The organism is Streptomyces sp. NPDC048295 (assembly GCF_040652135.1).
Classification (GTDB): domain Bacteria; phylum Actinomycetota; class Actinomycetes; order Streptomycetales; family Streptomycetaceae; genus Streptomyces.
Genome location: NZ_JBEZLL010000014.1, coordinates 116295 through 134660 on the forward strand (window position 1 = coordinate 116295; position 18366 = coordinate 134660).

General features: G+C 71.2%; 19 protein-coding genes and 1 pseudogene. 11 read left to right on the top strand and 9 right to left on the bottom strand.

The window, feature by feature from the left end:
* Positions 1 to 8: 8 nt before the first annotated feature.
* From AB0D53_RS21780 to AB0D53_RS21790, 3 genes and pseudogenes are all read left to right on the top strand, one after another.
* Positions 9 to 626: pseudogene (locus AB0D53_RS21780) on the top strand (tyrosine-protein phosphatase); the annotation flags it as partial.
* 310 nt (positions 627 to 936) lie between these two features.
* Complete coding sequence (locus tag AB0D53_RS21785; RefSeq protein WP_362449009.1) at positions 937 to 1587, top strand: DUF5701 family protein; 651 nt, start codon at positions 937 to 939, stop codon at positions 1585 to 1587.
* A 147-nt stretch (positions 1588 to 1734) separates the two neighbouring features.
* Complete coding sequence (locus tag AB0D53_RS21790) at positions 1735 to 2697, top strand: nitronate monooxygenase (protein ID WP_362449011.1); 963 nt, start codon at positions 1735 to 1737, stop codon at positions 2695 to 2697.
* Positions 2698 to 2735: 38 nt separating this feature from the next.
* Here AB0D53_RS21790 and AB0D53_RS21795 read toward each other — a convergent pair whose 3' ends face one another.
* Positions 2736 to 2969, bottom strand: coding sequence for a hypothetical protein (locus tag AB0D53_RS21795; RefSeq protein WP_362449013.1), 234 nt, complete (start codon positions 2967 to 2969; stop codon positions 2736 to 2738).
* 489 nt (positions 2970 to 3458) lie between these two features.
* Positions 3459 to 3989, bottom strand: a complete 531-nt coding sequence (locus AB0D53_RS21800; protein ID WP_362449186.1) for a CGNR zinc finger domain-containing protein — start codon at positions 3987 to 3989, stop codon at positions 3459 to 3461.
* 104 nt (positions 3990 to 4093) lie between these two features.
* Here AB0D53_RS21800 and AB0D53_RS21805 point away from each other — a divergent pair, with 104 nt between their 5' ends.
* Positions 4094 to 5296, top strand: a complete 1203-nt coding sequence (locus AB0D53_RS21805; protein WP_362449015.1) for an MFS transporter — start codon at positions 4094 to 4096, stop codon at positions 5294 to 5296.
* Positions 5297 to 5385: 89 nt separating this feature from the next.
* On the top strand, positions 5386 to 6204 hold the full coding sequence (locus AB0D53_RS21810; protein ID WP_362449017.1) for an isocitrate lyase/phosphoenolpyruvate mutase family protein: 819 nt from the start codon (positions 5386 to 5388) through the stop codon (positions 6202 to 6204).
* A 42-nt stretch (positions 6205 to 6246) separates the two neighbouring features.
* Here the strand turns inward: AB0D53_RS21810 and AB0D53_RS21815 are convergent, their stop codons facing one another.
* Entirely contained in the window at positions 6247 to 7452 is a 1206-nt protein-coding gene (locus AB0D53_RS21815; RefSeq protein WP_362449019.1) for an erythromycin esterase family protein, read from the bottom strand.
* Between the two features lie 58 nt (positions 7453 to 7510).
* Here AB0D53_RS21815 and AB0D53_RS21820 point away from each other — a divergent pair, with 58 nt between their 5' ends.
* Positions 7511 to 8266 carry a TioE family transcriptional regulator gene (locus AB0D53_RS21820; RefSeq protein ID WP_362449021.1) on the top strand — a complete coding sequence of 252 codons (756 nt, stop codon included), beginning with the start codon at positions 7511 to 7513 and terminating at the stop codon, positions 8264 to 8266.
* Between the two features lie 88 nt (positions 8267 to 8354).
* Here AB0D53_RS21820 and AB0D53_RS21825 read toward each other — a convergent pair whose 3' ends face one another.
* Both AB0D53_RS21825 and AB0D53_RS21830 read right to left on the bottom strand, forming a co-directional pair.
* On the bottom strand, positions 8355 to 9158 hold the full coding sequence (locus tag AB0D53_RS21825) for a methyltransferase domain-containing protein (protein ID WP_362449023.1): 804 nt from the start codon (positions 9156 to 9158) through the stop codon (positions 8355 to 8357).
* A gap of 99 nt (positions 9159 to 9257) precedes the next feature.
* A complete protein-coding gene (locus AB0D53_RS21830; RefSeq protein WP_362449025.1) occupies positions 9258 to 10787 on the bottom strand; it encodes a hypothetical protein in 1530 nt (509 codons plus the stop codon).
* A gap of 112 nt (positions 10788 to 10899) precedes the next feature.
* Here AB0D53_RS21830 and AB0D53_RS21835 point away from each other — a divergent pair, with 112 nt between their 5' ends.
* Both AB0D53_RS21835 and AB0D53_RS21840 read left to right on the top strand, forming a co-directional pair.
* Complete coding sequence (locus tag AB0D53_RS21835; protein ID WP_362449027.1) at positions 10900 to 12063, top strand: HAMP domain-containing sensor histidine kinase; 1164 nt, start codon at positions 10900 to 10902, stop codon at positions 12061 to 12063.
* A complete protein-coding gene (locus AB0D53_RS21840) occupies positions 12060 to 12731 on the top strand; it encodes a response regulator transcription factor (protein ID WP_362449029.1) in 672 nt (223 codons plus the stop codon). The genes AB0D53_RS21835 and AB0D53_RS21840 overlap by 4 nt, the downstream gene beginning before the upstream one ends.
* 70 nt (positions 12732 to 12801) lie before the next feature.
* On the opposite strand, the gene AB0D53_RS21845 is transcribed toward AB0D53_RS21840, so the two are convergent.
* Positions 12802 to 13224 carry a hypothetical protein gene (locus AB0D53_RS21845; RefSeq protein ID WP_362449030.1) on the bottom strand — a complete coding sequence of 141 codons (423 nt, stop codon included), beginning with the start codon at positions 13222 to 13224 and terminating at the stop codon, positions 12802 to 12804.
* Here AB0D53_RS21845 and AB0D53_RS21850 point away from each other — a divergent pair.
* Both AB0D53_RS21850 and AB0D53_RS21855 read left to right on the top strand, forming a co-directional pair.
* Positions 13120 to 13911 (top strand): hypothetical protein, encoded by a 792-nt coding sequence (locus tag AB0D53_RS21850; protein ID WP_362449198.1) that lies wholly within the window; start codon positions 13120 to 13122, stop codon positions 13909 to 13911. The two genes, AB0D53_RS21845 and AB0D53_RS21850, sit on opposite strands and share 105 nt — an antisense overlap.
* Positions 13912 to 14244: 333 nt before the next feature.
* Complete coding sequence (locus AB0D53_RS21855) at positions 14245 to 14796, top strand: DoxX family protein (RefSeq protein WP_362449032.1); 552 nt, start codon at positions 14245 to 14247, stop codon at positions 14794 to 14796.
* Between the two features lie 70 nt (positions 14797 to 14866).
* On the opposite strand, the gene AB0D53_RS21860 is transcribed toward AB0D53_RS21855, so the two are convergent.
* From AB0D53_RS21860 to AB0D53_RS21870, 3 genes are all read right to left on the bottom strand, one after another.
* On the bottom strand, positions 14867 to 16042 hold the full coding sequence (locus tag AB0D53_RS21860) for a DUF6596 domain-containing protein (protein ID WP_362449188.1): 1176 nt from the start codon (positions 16040 to 16042) through the stop codon (positions 14867 to 14869).
* Positions 16043 to 16050: 8 nt separating this feature from the next.
* Positions 16051 to 16458, bottom strand: a complete 408-nt coding sequence (locus AB0D53_RS21865) for a YciI family protein (protein ID WP_362449034.1) — start codon at positions 16456 to 16458, stop codon at positions 16051 to 16053.
* Positions 16459 to 16646: 188 nt separating this feature from the next.
* Positions 16647 to 17453 carry a helix-turn-helix transcriptional regulator gene (locus tag AB0D53_RS21870; RefSeq protein WP_362449190.1) on the bottom strand — a complete coding sequence of 269 codons (807 nt, stop codon included), beginning with the start codon at positions 17451 to 17453 and terminating at the stop codon, positions 16647 to 16649.
* Positions 17454 to 17539: 86 nt separating this feature from the next.
* Between AB0D53_RS21870 and AB0D53_RS21875 the strand changes: the two genes are divergently transcribed.
* Positions 17540 to 18343 (top strand): sulfite exporter TauE/SafE family protein, encoded by an 804-nt coding sequence (locus AB0D53_RS21875; protein WP_362449036.1) that lies wholly within the window; start codon positions 17540 to 17542, stop codon positions 18341 to 18343.
* Positions 18344 to 18366: the final 23 nt, after the last annotated feature.

Genomic DNA, 18366 nt, shown 5'->3' on the forward strand with positions numbered 1-18366 from the left:
TCCGCAACTTCCGCGATGCGGGTGGTGTGGGTATGCTCCGCCGCGGCGTTCTCTACCGTTCCGGTGCGCTGGACGTCATGCAGCCGGAAGGCGCGCGGATCCTGGAGGAAATCGGCCTGCGCAGCGTGATCGACCTGCGCAGTCGGCCGGAGGTGGCAGCCAGATCCGATCTGCGCCGGCACTTGGAGTTCGAGTACAGCCACATACCGCTCTTCGCCGAGCAGCGTTGGCCCTCGGACCAGCGCGAGCTCTACCCGGCCATGGCCGAGCACGCCGGGCGCTCGACCGTGGCGGTCATCCGTCGCCTCATCGTTCCTGGGGCACTGCCTGCTCTCCTCCACTGCGCCTCGGGCAAGGACCGAACCGGTGTGACCGTGGCCATCCTCCAGACGCTTGCGAGCGCCTCCGAGAAAGAGTTGACGGAGGACTTCCTCCGCTCCAACACGGCCCTGGGCCTCAGCGAGGCCACAGCTGGTGCCGGCCACGCGACCCGCGCCGTCACTGCGACTCACCTGCTCCACGCCATGATCTGGATCCGCAGCCACTACGGGTCCGTACCCGGCTATCTCCTGGCGCACGGTGCTGAGGAAGTCGAACTGCGGGCGCTCGAACGCGCCTTGGCCTGACACGCTCCGGCACCACGGCTGCGGGGCTTCGACCCGGGGCTACCGGGGCCGGCCGGAGGCGATCGAACGCTCCGAGTGCGGCGAGGTCCGGTAGAGCGAGTTCCGGTAGGAGGAACGATGTCCGGGCTCCGGTGCGGAATCGGGGCACCGGCAGATCATCAGGGCAGCGATCGCGACCACATGAGCTCATCCTTCGACGCGGGCGACAGCCGTCGGGCAGCGGCAGCGGCGACGCGGAACGAATCCGGCTTCCGCCGCGTTGTAGGCGGGCACGTTCAACTTGCCCTGCTTCGACATTTCATGGAGTCGCATGTCAGCCGAATCCCGCACTCTGCCCTCGATCGCCGACCAGGCAGAGCGACTGATCGAGCTCGGAGTTCATGAACTCGGACGCTTCCGGCCCGCAGAGCTGCGCTCGACGGCCGCAGAGGCCGGGGCTCGGTCCGGCCTTCTTGTCGTCCACCCGGACCGCGTCCCGGCGTCGGCCCTCGCACCGCTGCTCCGGCATCAGGGCAAGTCCGGGTTCGTCGTGGTCGACATGCCCGACATCGATCAGTTCTCGCCCATCGAATCGACGACGGTGCCCGACGAGCCGTTCTATGTGCTGGAAGGCATCGACCGAGGCGATCACATGGCGAACTGGAGCCCTGACGAGGCGCTCCCCGCCATCATCGAAAAGGGCCGCACTCCTCTGCTCCTGGCCGAGGGCATGCACTGGGTGCTGCAGCACCCTGCGGCACTTGAACGCGGACGCTGCTTCATGACCATCGGGTCCCGCCTGCGGAAGGAAAACGGCTCGCTCGACGCGCGAACCCCAGCACTGTGGATCAGCAACGGGACCGGGCGCGACGGCCGGGACAACCGTGACGCGCCGAAGGCGGGCTGGTGTTGGGCGGGCAACCGGCACACATGGCTCGGCTTCGCCTCGGCGGCCGGACGAACCTCGGCCCGGTCCGCGTAGCGTCCGTCCGGCAGGCGCGGCAGTGGGCCATGGGGTCATGAGGCCGTGGCAAGGGACGAGGGTCTTCGGGACGGGGAAGTTCCCCCGAAACGGGGCCGGGTTCCAGGCTGTTGTTTCAGAGGGCCGAAGCGGGCGAGGATGGTGCTCATGGCATTGTCGACCGCGTTCACGAAGATGTTCGGTGTGCGTCACCCGATCGCGTTGGCGCCCATGGGAGGGTCGGCCGGCGGTGCATTGGCCGCGGCCGTCTCCCGCGGCGGCGGACTGGGACTGCTGGGTGGCGGGTACGGGGATCGGGAGTGGCTGGCCCGCGAACTGCCCGTCGCGGCCGCGAGCGGCAGACCGTGGGGCATCGGATTCCTGAGCTGGGCGGCCGGTGTCGGCGCGGTCGAGCAGGCGTTGGAGTACGGCCCCCGGGCCGTGATGCTCTCCTTCGGGGACCCGAGCCCGTTCGTCGAGCGGATCCGGGCCGCCGGCGCGGCGGTGATCGTTCAGGTCACCGATCTGGAGGAGGCCCGGACAGCGGTGGATCTGGGGGCCGATGTCATCGTCGCGCAGGGGACGGAGAGCGGCGGACACGGGGCCCGGCGCGGCAGGGCCACGTTGCCGTTCGTGCCGGTGGTGGCGGACCTGGCCGCGCCGGTGCCGGTGCTGGCGGCCGGCGGGATCGCCGACGGCCGCGGCGTGGCAGCCGCGCTGGCCCTGGGGGCCGCAGGTGCACTCATCGGCACTCGATTCCAGGCCACGGTCGAGTCCCTGGCCGATCCCGCGACCGCCGAGGCGATCGTCAGCGGTCGCGGGCAGGACACGGAACGCAGCGGCGTCCTCGACATCGCCAGGGGAGCCGGATGGTCGACGGCGAAGTACACGGCTCGTACCCTCGGCCATCCCTACCTCGACCACTGGCGAGACAGGGAGGCGGAGCTCGCCGCCGACCCGGAAGCCCGGCACACCTATCAGGCCGATGTGGCCCGAGGCCACGTGCCGCCGCTGCCGGTGTGGGCCGGCGAAGGAGTCGACCTCGTCAATGACGTGCCACCGGCGGCCGACCTCGTCGCCGCACTGGCTGCCCAGGCCGAGGCCGCCCTGACCCGGGCAGGGAGGCACTGACACGCGCGTACCCGGGTGCACTTCAGGTTCCTGATGTGTCAGCCCGGGACGACCTGTAACCCGGCGGGCTCAAGGTAGGGCTGACCCTCGGTACGGGACAGCGGCGCCCCCGAGTGCGCGGACTTCTCCTGCTGCCGGTCGGACGCCGGGCCCTGGTCGGCGCTCTTTACCCGGGGCCTTCCGCTGCCGCGCATCGCTTCCCGGTACAGAGCCGTCAGCGCGTCGTCGATGGGATGGTGCTGCGCCTTCCCCGAGTAGTCCGCCTTTTCCACCTCATGAGACCGACCGCGACGGGCATCTGCCGCTTTCCGTCGGCACGCGTCAGCGACGTCGTTCCGGCCCTCCAGACCGTGCCGTCGTGGCCCCGGAACGTGCCACAACCGGGGACCGTGGCTCTGTGCGGGCCGAGGCCGCAGTCGATGCTCTTCTTTTTCCAGAATGCGGACCGGGACCGTGCGTTGCATCTGCGCCGGTGAGGACCGCTTGACGATCCCGCGGGCGAGCGGCCTGCGGCGGGGGCGGTTGAGGTCCTTCATGGTCGATACGGAGGAAACGGCCGCGGTGACCGGCGCCGGCGCCGAGGCAGCCGGCTCAGCGGGTTTCCTGCGGTCGGCGACCGGGTCGGCCGGATCGGACGGGGGAACACCGGCATGATTGCTCCGAGTTCGGGATCCATGACGGCCATCCTCGTGGCCGCGCCCCGACCTCATCCGCCAACCGTCGTGCATCCGGCCCGGGTTGCGCACTGATCGGCGCGGGACCTACTCGGACCGGGGCGGTTGTGCGGCGGATCGGGAGCGCCGGTGGGCCGCGACCCGCTCGCGGGTCGCGCAACGGCGCGAGCAGTAGCGGCGTTCCGGGCCGCTGCCCCGGGTGATGAAGACGATCCGGCAGCCGGGCGACGAACAGATCCTGCCGGGCGGACGCTGGTGGTCCCAGATGAGGACGGTCAGGGCGATGCACGACGAGGCGAGAAGCCACTCGTCCCAGGGGGCGTTGTCATCGTCGTCGAGATGGGGATGCCAGGGGGCGCTGCCGGCGTGCGACGTCAGGCGGAGCGGTCCGGTGTGTTCCCGCAGGAGGCGATTGAGAACGGCGGCGGCGCCGTCGGTGTCCCCGGCGGCGAAGACCTCCCGCAGCAGGGTGGCAGCCGCACGCATCCCGGCGACATCGTGAGTGGTGAGGGCGATGGGTTCAGGCTCACCGTAGGCACGAAGCACGTCGGCGACCCCGGCCGGGTCAGGGCGGTAGTCGTCGAGGACGTTGATCAGGGCCGCGGTCCGCCGGGCCATGGCCAGCACTGAGTGCCGGGTGGACCAGTCGTCGATGGGGGAAGGCACTCAGGGAATGTAACGCATATTGCCGATGTTTGAGTTACCTCCGTAACGTCCCGCTCATGAAGAGGCGTTACACACTCCACCTGTATCTGGCCGGAGCCGTGGCAGCCCGTGCCGGGGACGAGATGTCGGGGCCGGCGCTGATGCTGGCAGCATTCGCGCTGGCAGGCTCGGCAACGGACGCATCGTCGCTGCTCGCGGGCGTCACGATCTCCGCCGCGGTCGGCGGTCCGGTGTTCGGGGTGCTCCTCGACAGAACAGGACGGCCGGGCCGCCTGCTGGCCGGAGCCCTCTTCCTGTACGCGGCAGGGCTGGGGATGGTCCTCGCGGGGCTCGGCCGTCTGCCGTTCGCCGTCAGCGTTCTGATCGCAGTGTGTACGGGGATGCTGGGGCCGGCCCTCTCGGGTGGATGGACGGCCCAGTTGCCCCGAGTGGTGCCGGGTGACCGTCTGCCCCGGGCGAACGCCCTCGACGCCATGACGTTCGGCGTGGCGAGCCTGGCCGGTCCGGCTCTCGCCGGTGCGGTGGCGGAGGCACTGGGGGCCCCGACGTCCGTGGTGGTCTCCGCGGCGCTCATCTGCCTGGCGCTGCCCGCCGCATGGACACTCCCCGACCGTCCCGGCCGGGCACGGGGCCCGCTGCCGGGCTCGGTTTTCGGCGACCTTGCCGCCGGGATACGGATCATCGTCAGAAGACCTCCCCTGGCCCGGGCGACTCTCACCTCGACCGTCTCCTGTGCGGCTCAGGGCATGCTGACGGCCTGCGTCGCGCTCCTCGGCGAGCGCGTCCTGGGCGGAGCCGGCCGCGGTGCGATGCTGCTCGCCTGCACGGCGATATCCGCCCTGGCGGCCACCGCCGTACTCGCGCGATTCCCGCGCTCGGTCGTGCCCGACACCATCATCTGGGCCGGCGCCCTCGTCCAGGCCGCCGCCCTGGCCCTGGCCGCTTCGGGCCGGCCGGCCGTGCTGATCGTGGCCGCACTGCTGGCCGGGGTCGGTGAAGGACCCCAGCTGGCCGCTGTGTTCGCGGTCCGCCACCGCGAAGCCCCGGAACACCTGCGCGGCCAGATCTTCACCACCGGCGCCAGTGCGAAGATCACCGGATTCGCCCTCGGAGCGTCGGTCGGCGGACCGCTTGCGACCTGGTCCGTTCCGGGCACCCTGGCACTCGCATCAGGTGTGGCGGCCCTCGCGGCACTGGCCCGCTTCGCGGTTCCGTCGACGAACGTCGACTCGCCCGGGAACCGCAGCCCGGCGACATAGCCGGGGCGTTCCGCCCGCCCGCAAAAGAATCGACGTCCATGTCGGATTCCTGCCGGAAGACGGCCACCAGCCGGTGTTTGACTGCGGTCATGACCCTCACACGGCCGGACACCGCCCACCTCTTCCGTTCTCTGCACACCCCCTCCGCACCCCTCGCGCTCGCCAACGCCTGGGACGTCGCGAGCGCCCGCGTCATCGAGGCCTCGGGTGCTCCCGCGATCGCCACCACCAGTGCCGGCGTCGCCTGGTCGTTGGGTTCCCCGGACGGCGACGTTCTGGCCCGCGACCGGGCGCTGCGGCTGATCGCCCGAGTCGTCGCCGCGGTCTCGGTCCCGGTCTCCGCCGACATCGAGGGCGGGTTCGGGAACGACGCCGCCGAGGTGGCCGAGACCATCGCCGGGGTGCTTGCGGCGGGTGCCGTCGGCGTCAACATCGAGGACGGCACCCGGCCTCCGGCGGAACTCGCGGCACGGCTCGCCGCAGCCCGTCGGACCGCTGACCGCGCGGGCGCCGACCTGTTCCTCAACGCCCGCATCGACACCTTCCTTTCCGGGCTCGGTGACCCGGACACCCGACTGAAGGAAACCCTGACCCGGGCGCACATGTACGTCGACTCCGGCGCGGACGGCATCTTCGTCCCCGGTGTCACCGACTCCGCCACCGTCGCGGCGCTGACCGGGGAGATCTCCGTACCGCTGAACATCATGGCCGGCCCCGGCGCCCCGGCCGTTGCCGAGCTCGGTGCCCTCGGGGTGGCCCGCGTCAGTCTCGGCTCGGGCGTGGCGCAAGCCGCCTACGCCGCCGCACGCCGCGCCGCGCAGGAGCTCTGCGGTTCCGGCACGTACGACTCCCTGACCGAAGGCATCGCCTTCCCCGAACTCAACACGCTGATCTCCGGGCACCACTGAACGTCCTGCCGGCCGTGTCCCCGGCCTCGCAGGGCAGTACACCTAGCTCTGCGGGATGTCCTTGACGTACACGATGCCGTCGATGCCGGCCAAGTGCGCCGGGTCGAGCGGGGCGTAGCCGAACCAAGGAGACACGCGGGGCGCGGCGGGCAGGGCGTCGCCCAGGGCGGTGGCCAGTCCTGGGGCGTCGACGACGCAGTGGTCCTCCGGGAGTGCGTACAGGAGTCCTTCGACGGTGTCCGGCGGCGGTGTGTCCACTCCCTGGTGCCGGATGGTGCCGAGGGCCGTGGCCACGAAGGCGTACGCTCCGCCGAGTCGGGCGTTCACCAGCGCACCGGCGCTCCACCACTCCACCGGTCCCTCCCACGTCTGCATCGTGCTCTTCTCGCGTTGGAGATGGGCGTTGTGGGCATGGACGAGCGCAGGGTCCCGGGCGGCGACGGCGAGGAGATTGTCGGCCATCATCAGATCCCGCAGCGCGCACAGCCGTGTCATGCGGACCGGTGAGGTGTCGGCCATCCAGTAGTGGTAGCGCAGCAGGCCGACGGCGGTGCGACCGTACAGGCGCGTCCGTTCCCAGACGTCCCGCGAGTCCGCCGCGATCAGCTGCGGCGTCTGCGCGTCGAGCAGCGCCACCAGATCGTCGGCGAGCAGTCGCAGCTCCCTGGCATCGGCCGACTGCCCCACGGACCGGGACGGGTCCGTCATCGCGGCGGGCTCGGTCCATCGGTCGTCCGCGCCGAGCAGGCGGTCCAGCGTTTCGCCGGTGCAGGGGAGCAGGTTCGCGTCCACCCGGTTCGCGAGACGGTCGTGGAGGGTGGTGAGGGCCTGCCGGGGGCTCGCGGCGCCGGTGATCTCCAGCGGTCCGTCGATGCCGGCGAAGCGGAGCTGTTCGGACGCGGGCCGGCCGTCGTTGTGGGACCGCATCCACCGCACGAGCTCGCGGTTGGCCGCAAAGGCGCCCCAGTCGTGGCTGAATCCGTGTTCCATGGCCTCGTCGAGAGTTCCCGTGCCCGAGGTGACGTAGTCGTCCACGACCAGGCCCGACATGCAGTCGCTCTCGATCGCGATCGTCCGGTAGCCCTCACGCTCGGCGAGCTGCCGGAAGAGCTTGTTGCGTACTTCGAGCAGGGTCTCCGCGCCATGGGTGGGCTCACCCAGGGCGAGCAGCCGGGGCCGGGGCCGGAACAGTCCCATGACCGCGGTGGCATCGACGGCATGGGTGATGTCTGTGATGTCAGTAGCCATGCATTCAACGCTATCGTTGAACCTTCGGTTGAAACTTTTCTGCGAAATCAACGGAACCATGGCGCATAACCTTCAAAGCGGTGAAAGGCTCAGGCCGGTCGATCTGGCGCGTGGGCACGGTCTGTCCACGCAGGCGGTCAGGAACTACGAGGCGGCGGGCATCCTTCCGCCCGCCGGTCGCACGCCCCACGGCTACCGCACCTACACGCCACTGCACGCGCAAGCCCTGCGCGCATTCCTGGCCCTGGTGCCCGGCCACGGCCACGCCACGGCCACGTCGGTCATGCGGGCGGTGAACGAGGGCGCGGCCGACGAGGCGTTCCGGCTCATCGACGAGAGCCACGCCCAACTCCTCGACGACCGACAGACCCTCCAGGCCGTGGAGGGCGCCCTGCGAGACCTGTCGCCCGCCGAGATGTCCGGACCCGGCGCGGCGGTGGGCGGGTCCGGGGCAGGGGAAACGTTCATCGGACCGCTGGCAAGGAGGCTCGGGATCCGTCCCGCGACGCTGCGCAAATGGGAGGCCGCCGGGCTGGTGCTCCCGCGCCGCGACCCGCAGACCGGATACCGCGTCTACGACGAGGCGGACGTACGGGACGCCCGACTGGCCCACCAGCTCAGGCGGGGCGGCTACCTGCTGGAGCGGATCGCCCCACTGATCACCCAGGTGCGGGCGGCCGGCGGGCTGGAGCCGCTGGAGTCCGCCCTGCACGACTGGCGCGGCAGACTGTCCGCCCGCGGGCGCGCCATGCTGGCCGGGGCCGCCGAATTGGAGGCGTACCTCCGGAAACTGCCGACGGATGCCGTGCCTTGAGCCCGGACATCCTTGAGCCCGGGCGTCCTTGGGGCCGGACGAGCGGACGGCATGGAACCGGACAGTGGACGTGGCCGGCCGGCGGTTGCTACGGGCGGCGCCCCCACGCGGAGATCATCGGGGCGGTGGCCAGATCGAGGCGCCCGGTGGCCACGTTCGTCAGATGACGGTCGATCTCCTCGTCGGTGGCCAGCCCCTCCGCCACCAGACGATGGCGGATCTGCTGCACGGTCGCGGTCTCGAGGACGGCACAGGCCGGCGAGGTGATCGGGAAGTAGGCATCGGCCTGAACGTCCTCAAGACCCGCTTCGCGCAGCAGCCGGGGCAGCGTTCGCCCGTAGGCGAGGTCCGCGCCGCGGGCCGCCATCAAGGAGCGGAACCCGGATCGCAGCCGGTTCGCGAGCCGCTGGTCGGGTCCGGACTCGTCCGGACACAGCAGAGGCTGCAGCCCAGGGTCGGCATCCTCCAGGAACAGCCATCCACCGGGTCGCAGCGCCTGGATCATCCGGCGCAGCGCCTCGGCACGATCGGGGACGTGCACCAGTACCAGCCGGGCGTGGACGAGGTCGAACGCACCGGGCGGCGGCGGGTCGGCCGCCACATCGTGCCGCAGCACCTCGATCACTCCACCGTCGATGTCCTGGGTCCACGACACGTCGATGTCGGTGGCGACCACCGCCCCCTCCGGACCGACCCGCTCGGCCAGCCCGAGGGGTACGGACGGAGCACCCGCCCCGACCTCCCAACAGCGCATACCGCTGGTGATACCGAGCTGGTCGACATGCCGGAACGTCACCGGATCGAACAACTCCCCGAGCGCACCGAAGCGGACTCCGGCCTCCGACTGCTGGTTGTCCAGGAGATAGCCGTGATCCGTGTTGTGTTCAGCCATATGGCGATTCTGGCAGAGGAGGTGGTCGACGTCCGACCTGCCGAAGCAGAGCAGCGCGGCGCGTGGGCGACGCGAGTGCGCCCCGGGGGCAGAGAGCTGCTACTCGGTCCGCCGTCCGCCTTGCGGCAGGCGGCTCAGGGCAAGCCCGAGAAGCGTCGCCGTGTACGCACACAGCACCGCGAGTCCGGCCCACCACGGCAGGGGGAAGTATCCGGTGGAGGGTGCGTAGTGGGCGACGACCTGCGGGTACTCGATCAGGGTCTGCTGGGCGGCGAAGCCGGCCGCCGGAGTGACTCGCAGCAGCCACTGCGACAGGCCGTCGGCCAGCAGCGGGAACGAGGTCACGGCGTACGGGACCGCGATCGTCAGGACGGCGACGGCGATCGCGAGCCGGCCGCGCCGAAGCAGCGCACCGAGCGCGAGCGCGAACACGGCGGCGAGGGCGAGGACGGCGGCCGTTCCGACGGCGACCCGCGCCGAGGTGAGTGCGGACACCTCGACGACGGAGGTCCCGCTCCCCGTCGAGGTCGCCACGGCGACCGGGACGACGATGCCGGTGGCGAGGAGACCGGTTCCGAAGGTGAGTGCTCCGACGACGACCGCCTTCGCCGCGAGCACCCGGCGGGTGAGCGGCGTGCCGTCCGCGGACCCGCGGGGGCGGCCGGGGTCGGAGGTGACGAACCGGACGGCGACCACCAGCACGACGATCAGCCCGAGGGACAGGCCGCCGAGGGAGCGTTCCACCGGGAGGCCGCCGCCCTCAGTGCCTCCGGGCCCGATGTCGCCGGTGCCGGTGACGGTGAACGTACCGTTCCTCTCCACCGCCCCGGATGCCCTGTGGTACTTCTCCCAGTCGGTCCGGTTCATCTCGCCGACGGCATCCGTGTTCCAACTCCCCGCAGCGGCAGCACCCTTGAGGGCGACGTTGTCGAAGACACCGCCGGCCTGTGTGAACCGCACCTGCTCCGTGGCACCGCCGAGCCCCACGGACCGCAGCGTCAGGTCGCCGGGAGAGGCGGCGAACAGGCCGACCTGCACGGTCCCGGGCAGCCCGGACAGCCGTGCCGTGCCGACCTTCGCCCACCGCTCGCCGTCGGCTGACTCGTATCCGGTGACGGTGTCGCCCGACCGTGTCAGCCGCAGCCAGCGCGGCGACCCGGCCGAGACCCCACCGCCGCCGCCCGCGATGTCGTGGTGGTAGTCGTACTGCATCCGCACACCGTGGCTGCCGGTGAGCATCAGCGCCGCGTACGAGGACCCCTGACGGATCCCGTCCTTGATGATGATGCCGGCCTTCGCCCACGGCACCAGGCCAGGGACGATCCGGTCGTGGTCCGGCGGCGGATAGGTGATCGTTCCCGACATGGACGTCAGCCGGACCGTGATGCTGCCGTTCTCGCCCAGGTCGCGATGGAGGAAGTAGAACTGGTCGTCGACGCGGGAGTCGTCCGGCCCGGTCGGTTCGGCCGGGCACGGACCGTCGCAGGATGTGTGGCCGCCGAGCGCGGAGAGCAGACCGAAGGCGACGACGACCAGAGCCGCGGCCGCCATCGCGACGAGCCGGCCCGGACGCCGCAACCGGGTCCACTCCCGCCGGAGCAGTTGAAGTGTTTCGTTGGTGGTGAGCATGGACCCGGTTCTACGGATCGGGGCATAACGCGGTCCGAACCGCCGCTGTCATGCCGTTGTTAGGCGCGGTGGGGCAATCTGGGGCCGGCCGGATCCGAGGAGGAAGAGACACGTGGGCAGAGTGCGGAGCGGTACCGTCGGACGGCGATTCACGATCCTGTACGCCTCCGGGTTCCTCGGGTCCGGGAGCGTACTGCTCGCCCTGACCTACCTGATGTCGGGCGGCCGGGTGACCGGTGTCGCTCCTGAACAGCCCCCGGCCGTCCGGCCCGGCCTCGCCGCAGCCGAGCAGCAGATCCGGGATCTGCAGCGGCAGCTCTCGGAGGTGCATGCGCAGCAGAACCACCGGCTGCTGGTCGGTTCGCTGATCGCGCTGGCGGTGATGGCGGGCGTCTCGCTCCTGCTCGGCCGGGCCCTCGCCGGCCGGGTCCTGCGCCCGCTGCGGCTGATCACCGCGGCGACACGGCGGATCTCCGCCGAGAACCTGCATCAGCGGCTCGCCGTCGTCGGACCCGTCGACGAGGTCAAGGAGCTCGCCGACACGGTCGACGGACTTCTGGAACGTCTTGAGGCCTCCTTCGTCGCCCAGCGCCGGTTCGTCGGCAACGCCTCGCACGAACTGCGTACGCCGCTGGCGACGATGCGGGCGTCGCTGGACGTCGCCGTCGCCAAACCGGAGCCGGCGGCACAGACCGTGGCGCTCGCCGGACGGTTGCGCAGAGAGCTCGACCGGGTGGACCACCTGCTGGACGGCTTCCTCGTCCTCGCCCGGGCGCAGCACGGCGCCCTCGCTGGCCGAAGTCCGGTGTCGCTCGGCGAGCTGGCCCGGGAGGCACTGACCGTCCGGGCCGCCGACATCGCCGCGAAGAAGCTGACCGTCGAGGACGAGGCGCACCTGGACGCCTGGACACGGGGCAGTCCGGCACTGCTGTCCCGGATGGTCGAGAACATGGTCGACAACGCGATCGTGCACAACGAGGAGAGCGGCTGGATCCGGATCGCCACCGAACACGACGACACCGGGACACGGCTCGTCGTGGAGACCGGCGGGCGTGTCCTCGACCAGGCCGGGGTGGACGGGCTGACGCAGCCGTTCGTACGGCTCGGCGCCGACCGTACGGGACCGGAGGGGAGTTCCGGCCTGGGACTGTCGATCGTCGCAGCGATCGTCGCGGCTCACGGCGGCCACCTCACTCTCCTGGCCCGGCCGGAGGGCGGCCTGCGCGTCGGCGCTGCGCTGCCGACGGCGGCCGGTTCGCAAGGAGCGGCACGGTGAGAATTCTGGTCGTGGAGGACGCCAGGTCGCTCGCCGAGGTCCTCGCCGAGGGGCTGCGGGACCAGGGGATGGCCGTCGATATCGCGCACGACGGCCTGGCCGCCGCAGCCAGGCTCGACGTGAACGCGTACGACGTGGTGGTTCTCGACCGTGACCTGCCCGGTATCCACGGGGACACGCTCTGCCAGATGATCACCGAGCGGGACGAGCGGGCGATGGTCCTGATGCTCACCGCGGCCGGGGCGCCCGGCGACCGGGTCAGCGGCCTCACCCTCGGCGCCGACGACTACCTCGCCAAGCCCTTCCACTTCCCGGAGCTGATCCTGCGCATCCGGTCCCTGGCCCGCCGCAGACCGGCCGCCCGGGCCCGCACTTTGCGCGCCGCCGGTCTCGAACTCGACCCGGTACGCCGGACCGCCCTGCGCGACGGCCGCCCGCTGGAGCTGTCCGCCAAGGAGTTCGCCGTCCTGGAAGCACTGCTGCGCGCCGTGCCCGGCTTTCTGAGCGCCGAGGACCTCCTGGAGCAGGTGTGGGACGAGAACGCCGACCCGTTCACCAACACCGTGACCGTCACCATCGGCAGGCTGCGCCGCAAACTGGGCGGCCCGCCCGTCATCACGACCACCCCCGGTGTCGGTTACCGCATCGCCGACGCTCCGGCCGTCTGACGTGGCAGGACGGGCCGGAGCCGGGCCACGAACAGTCCGATGCCCCGGCCCCTGTCCGGCGGTGTGCCGCCTATGGCGCCGATCCTCCCGGCCGCCGACCCCGGCGGCGGGCCCGGGGAGGGGGAACGCGGCGAAGCCCGTGTTCAGGACGGCCGCCCCGGCGGCGGAGGTGATGGCGATGGCCGTGGTGCGGCCGGTAGGGGCCTCGGGGCTCCATATGGAGGCTTGCCGGGGCCTGGGGGGATGGGGCAGCCGAGGGATCGGGGGCCGGGGCGGTGACGGTCGCCGCCGGATCCACCGTGCCCGCGCCGACCAGCGCCTTGTCGGCCGGGATGTGAAACGCCGTCGCAGTCAGGCAGTCGGACTGCTGAGAGGGTGTCAGATCCGGGTGTACGGCGACGGCGAGCGCGGCGGCGCCCGCGACGAAGGCGGTGGCCAGCCCGGCGCCGTCGCCGGTGAAGCTGCCCGTACCGCCGGGATCGACGCTCGTCACGGCATTGCCGCCGTCGCCGACTCTGCCGGGAAGGGCAAGGCGGCCGACGAACCGTCACCCGCGGGGAGCCACAGAGCATCCGCCGAGCCGGGCTCCGGGTCCAAGGCCGCCGCAGGGAGAACAGCGGCCGGAGGGGGCACGGCTGCCGGATCCACCGTCAAATCCACCGCGGCCCAGCAGTTCTCCGCCTATGCGGGACCGCACCGCTCGGGCTCCGGAGTTTCCTACAGCGAGCACGGCTCGTCCATAGGTCGCCAACAACGACGACCTGTGGACGACCGCTACTCGCCCCACGGCTCTAACGGCCGATTCCGCTCGATCCCGATGTCTGGGGACGGCAGCGACGCGGGTACCTACGCGACCTGGTCCTTCAGCACCGGCTCCGTCACCTCGGGCTCCTGCCGCATCAGCGTGCACATCCCCGACTCCAGCGACATCCGGCATGCCGGCGGCGCCCCGTCCTACTGCACCGTCCACGCCGGGAGCAGCTCCTCCCGGACACAGCCGGCGAGCTTCACGATCGACCAGGCCGCCCACCACGGGCAGTGGGTGGCGGCCCCGAACGTCAGGATCGGTGGCGGGAAGCCGGCGGTCGTGCTGCACGACCGCGGCAAGGACGGGAATTCGGAGGGTTCCACGGACGCGGCGCACCACGCGGCGGACGTGGTCTATGCGAACTGCAGCTGACGCGGGGCACTCCCGAATCCGTACCTCAATCCGTCAAATCCGGTTCCGACGGCGACCCATGGGCTGCGGCCCGCTGTTGACAGTGGATGACAGCAGGCTGGGGCTCAGGGCTCCAGCCTGCTGTCATCGGGTCCGTACCAGGGGCGGTCACGCCTCCACGCACCTGCTGATACCGCGCGCACTCCACCGCTCCAGGGTCGATACCGGGCGGGGGAGGGGTGACGATGGAAAGAAGATCCAGTATCGCGCATTTCGATTACCGCGCATTTCGATACGAAAGCGAACGGCGGCTCGACGGCGGGGGCGGCAGCTCCGACCGAGAGGGAGCCTCCAATGAAGTTCATCGATGAGAAGTTGCGCGCCCCGCCCAGGTCGGCGGTCCACGTTGCGGCGAGGCCTGCGATCTCCGCCGGCGACTGCGGACTGCTCCTTCTCAGGATCGCCTTCGGCCTTCTCATGGCCGGGCACGGATCCCAGAAGCTCTTCGGACTGTTCGGTGGTGAAGGCCTCGACGCGACGGGCAAGGGTTTCGCCGCTCTGGGCTACCGACCGGGAGCGGTCTATGCCGCCATCGGCGGTGGTTCCGAATTCCTCGGCGGCCTGGGCCTGGCCCTGGGGCTGTTCACGCCGTTGGCATCGGCCGCCCTGATCGGTGTGATGATCAATGCCATGGTGACCGTCACCGCAGCACATGGCCTGTGGGCGACGCAGGGCGGCGCCGAATACAACGTGTGCATCGCGGTCGTGGCGCTGGCCGTCGCCGCCATCGGTCCCGGCCGGTTCGCCCTCGACAGACCGTTCCGCTGGGGTAAGGGCGGCTGGCCGGAAGCCGCTTTCGCGTTGTTCGCGGGCGGCATCGGCGCCGCCGTCGTACTGAGCCTCTGAGCCCGGGCCGACTCAGATACATGGGCCATGGGCCACGCCGAGTACCGGGGTGAATGCCCGGCGTGAACCGTCAGCGACGCCCCCGGGTATTGAGCCGGGCGGCCTGGCGCATCAGATGGTCGCGCTCGGCGAGGTCGGTGGCTTTCAGGGCCGCCTCGGCGTACAGCCGTGCTGCCGTCGTCAGGTCACCGTCGCGCTCGTGGAGGTACGCCGCCACCGCGACGTAACGGGGCAGCGAGTCGTCCAGAGACGCGAGTGCCGCCAGACCGGCACGAGGTCCGTCGGCTTCGCCCACGGCCACCGCGCGGTTGAGACGCACGACCGGGCTGTCGGTCAGGCGAGCGAGTTCGTCGTACCACTCGACGATCTGCACCCAGTCCGTCTCCTCGGCGGTGGGTGCGTCGGCGTGCAGGGCCGCGATGGCGGCCTGGGCCTGGAACTCGCCGAGACGGTCGCGAGCGAGGGCCGCCTGGAGGATCCCGACGCCTTCGGTGATCGCCCCGGTGTCCCACCGGCCGCGGTCCTGCTCGGAGAGCGGCACCAGGCTGCCGTCGGACGCGGTCCGGGCGGCACGCCGTGCGTGGTGGAGCAGCATGAGGGCGAGCAGCCCCGCCACCTCGGGGTGGTCGATCACGGCGGCGAGCTGCCGGGTGAGCCGGATTGCCTCGGCGGCGAGGTCGACGTCGCCGGAGTAGCCCTCGTTGAAGACCAGGTAGAGCACGCGCAGCACGGTGGCGACATCGCCGGGCCGGTCCAGACGCACACGGGAGACGGTGCGCTTGGCCCGGCTGATGCGCTGCGCCATGGTTGCCTCTGGCACCAGGTAGGCCTGGGCGATCTGGCGGGTGGTGAGCCCACCGACGGCACGCAGTGTGAGCGCGACCGCGGAGGACGGCGTGAGCGAGGGATGGGCGCACAGGAAGTAGAGCTGGAGCGTGTCGTCCACCGCGGGCGCGGGCCCCGGAGCCGGTTCCTCGTCGACGAGGTCCTCACGCCGGCGGCGGGCCGCGTCCGCCCGGGTCGCGTCCAGGAACCGGCGCCAGGCCACGGTGACCAGCCAGCCCTTCGGGTCGCGGATGGCATCTTCCCTGCCCGAAGAGCCGGGGGAAGAGCCGGACGGCCAGACACGGACCGCCTCGACCAGCGCGTCCTGAACGGCGTCCTCGGCCGCCGCGAAGTCGGCCCCGCGGCGGACGAGGATTCCGAGCACGCTCGGAGTGAGGCTCCGGAGCAGATTCTCGTCCACTGCCGACGTCACTCCGTGATGGTGGCCGGTGCGCCGAGGAACGGGCGCACCTCGAGCCACTCGTGGATCGGCTTCCCGCCCGCGCCGGGGGCGGCCGAGAGCTCCCCGGCCAGCTCGACGGCGCGCTCGTAACTGTCGACGTCGATCACCATCCAGCCTGCGATCAGGTCCTTGGTCTCGGCGAACGGGCCGTCGGTGACCGGCGGGCGCCCCTCACCGTCGTACCGGACCCACATGCCCTCGGGAGCGAGCGCCTGACCGTCGACGAACTCACCGGTCTTCTCGAGCCGGTCCGCGAAGTCCTGCATGTACTGGACATGGGCCGAGATCTCCTCCGGCGTCCACTGGTCCATGCACACGTCGTTCACCGGGGCCGGGGCGCCGCGGTAGTGCTTGAGCAGCAAGTACTTGGCCATCGTGTTTCTCCTCGGTGGTGATGCGACCCATTCTGGTCGCGTTCATAGCAGGGACGGAGCCGGTCACGGGTTCTCGACATCACCGTCCAACATTTTTTGCATTCGTGGACGAGCCCGGGTGAACCGCTCGCGGCGCCCGGTTCCATCCAACCGCCGGAGACGCCAGGAGCATCCGTCGCCGCACCACATCAGAGCGCCTCCCCGGGCAGTCGGCATCGGCCGCCGCCGCCCCGGTGGCTCGCGGAGAAGCGGGACGGGGGCATCCCGAAGGCGCGGGTGAAAGCAGCGGTGAACGCTGCGGGAGAGGCGTAACCGATACGGCCACCGACCTCGCTGACCGACCCGGTGCGCAGCAGTGGGACGGCCGCGAGCAGGCGGGCGCGCCCCCGCCAGACGGCCGGGCTGTCGCCGGTCTCGACGCGGAAACGCCGGGTGAAGGCCCGTTCGCTCATCGCCGTCCTGGCGGCCCACGTGGCGTTGGTGGCATCGGCGTCCGGGGCCGCCAGATACTCCCGGCAGAGCTCCGCGAGGTCGGCGGAGGCGGGAATCGCCACGTGGAACGGGAGCGGGGCGCGCTCGGCGATCTCGTACAGGAGGAGTGCGGCGATGCTTCCCTCACGCCCGGACAGGCTGTAGTCGACATCGAACTCGACAGCGGCCAGGAGCAGCTCGCGCAGCAGTGGCGGTACGTCCACGACCGTGCAGGTGGCGGGCCACCAGGGGACGGCATGCGGCTCGATGTACAGGCTCCGGGTGCTCACCCCCAGCATGCGGACCCGGTGCCGTGTAGTGGGCGGGATCAGTACGGCGCGCTCGGGCGGAACGGTCCAGGTCCCCTCGGCGGTGTCGACGACCATGACTCCGGTGGCACCGTAGAGGAACTGCGCACGCCGGTGTTGGTGCCAGTCCAGTACGTGGCCGGGCGGGTAGTCGGTGCCGATCGGCAGGACGGCTCGGTCGGCGTGGTCGACGTCGTCGAGCGGAACGTTCTTCACCCCGTCCACATTAGTGGCTGACACGCAAAAGAAGTGTGCCGACCATCGCATGCGAGTAGGCAGCCCCGGCTGATGTGGTGGGAGCCATGGACTTCGTGATGCTGATCGGGGTCGGGCTCCTCACCGGGGTGACGACTGTGTTGTTCGGATTCGGTGGAGGGTTCGTCGCGGTACCGGTCGTGGTCTGGGCGGACGCCGCCCTCGGTGCGGACGCGATGCGGGTGGCGACGGCCACCTCGGCCCTGGTGATGGTGGTGAACGCGGGGTTCGCGACGGCCGTCACACCGCGGCGGGTACTCCTCTCGCTCCGGGGCAGCGGCATCCTGCTCCTGCTGCTGGCGGCCGGTGCCTCGGCCGGGGCGCTCGCCACCCGCCTCGCTCCCTCCGCTCTGGCCCACTGGGCGTTCGTCGCGTACGTCGCGCTCACCATCGCCGACCTGCTCCTGCGCCCCGGCTTTCTCCGCCCGGACCTCCACGCCGGGACGGCAGCGGACACACCGCGCCCGCTGCCGTCCGCCCTCGGCGCACCGATCGGCGCGGTCGCCGCCTTCCTGGGTGTCGGTGGCAGCGTCATGACCGTCCCCGCGATGCGACGGGCCGGGCACACGATGAGTGTGGCGACCGCACTGGCCAACCCCCTCACCCTCGCCATCGCACTGCCGGCCACCGCGGTGTCCCTGTGCGTGGCAGTGGTCCCCGCCGCCACGCACGCGCAGGTGCGGCTGGTGGGCCTCATCGACCTCCGCGCAGCATCGGCGCTGCTCCTGGGGGCCCTGCCGGTGATCGCGGTGCTGCGGCGACGCCCGCCGAGGATTCCCGACCGCATCCACGCCTGGGCCTACATCGGACTGCTGTTCACGGTGACGGTCGCGATGCTGTTCCTGGTCTGACCATCGCTCCGGGGTGAAGCCCG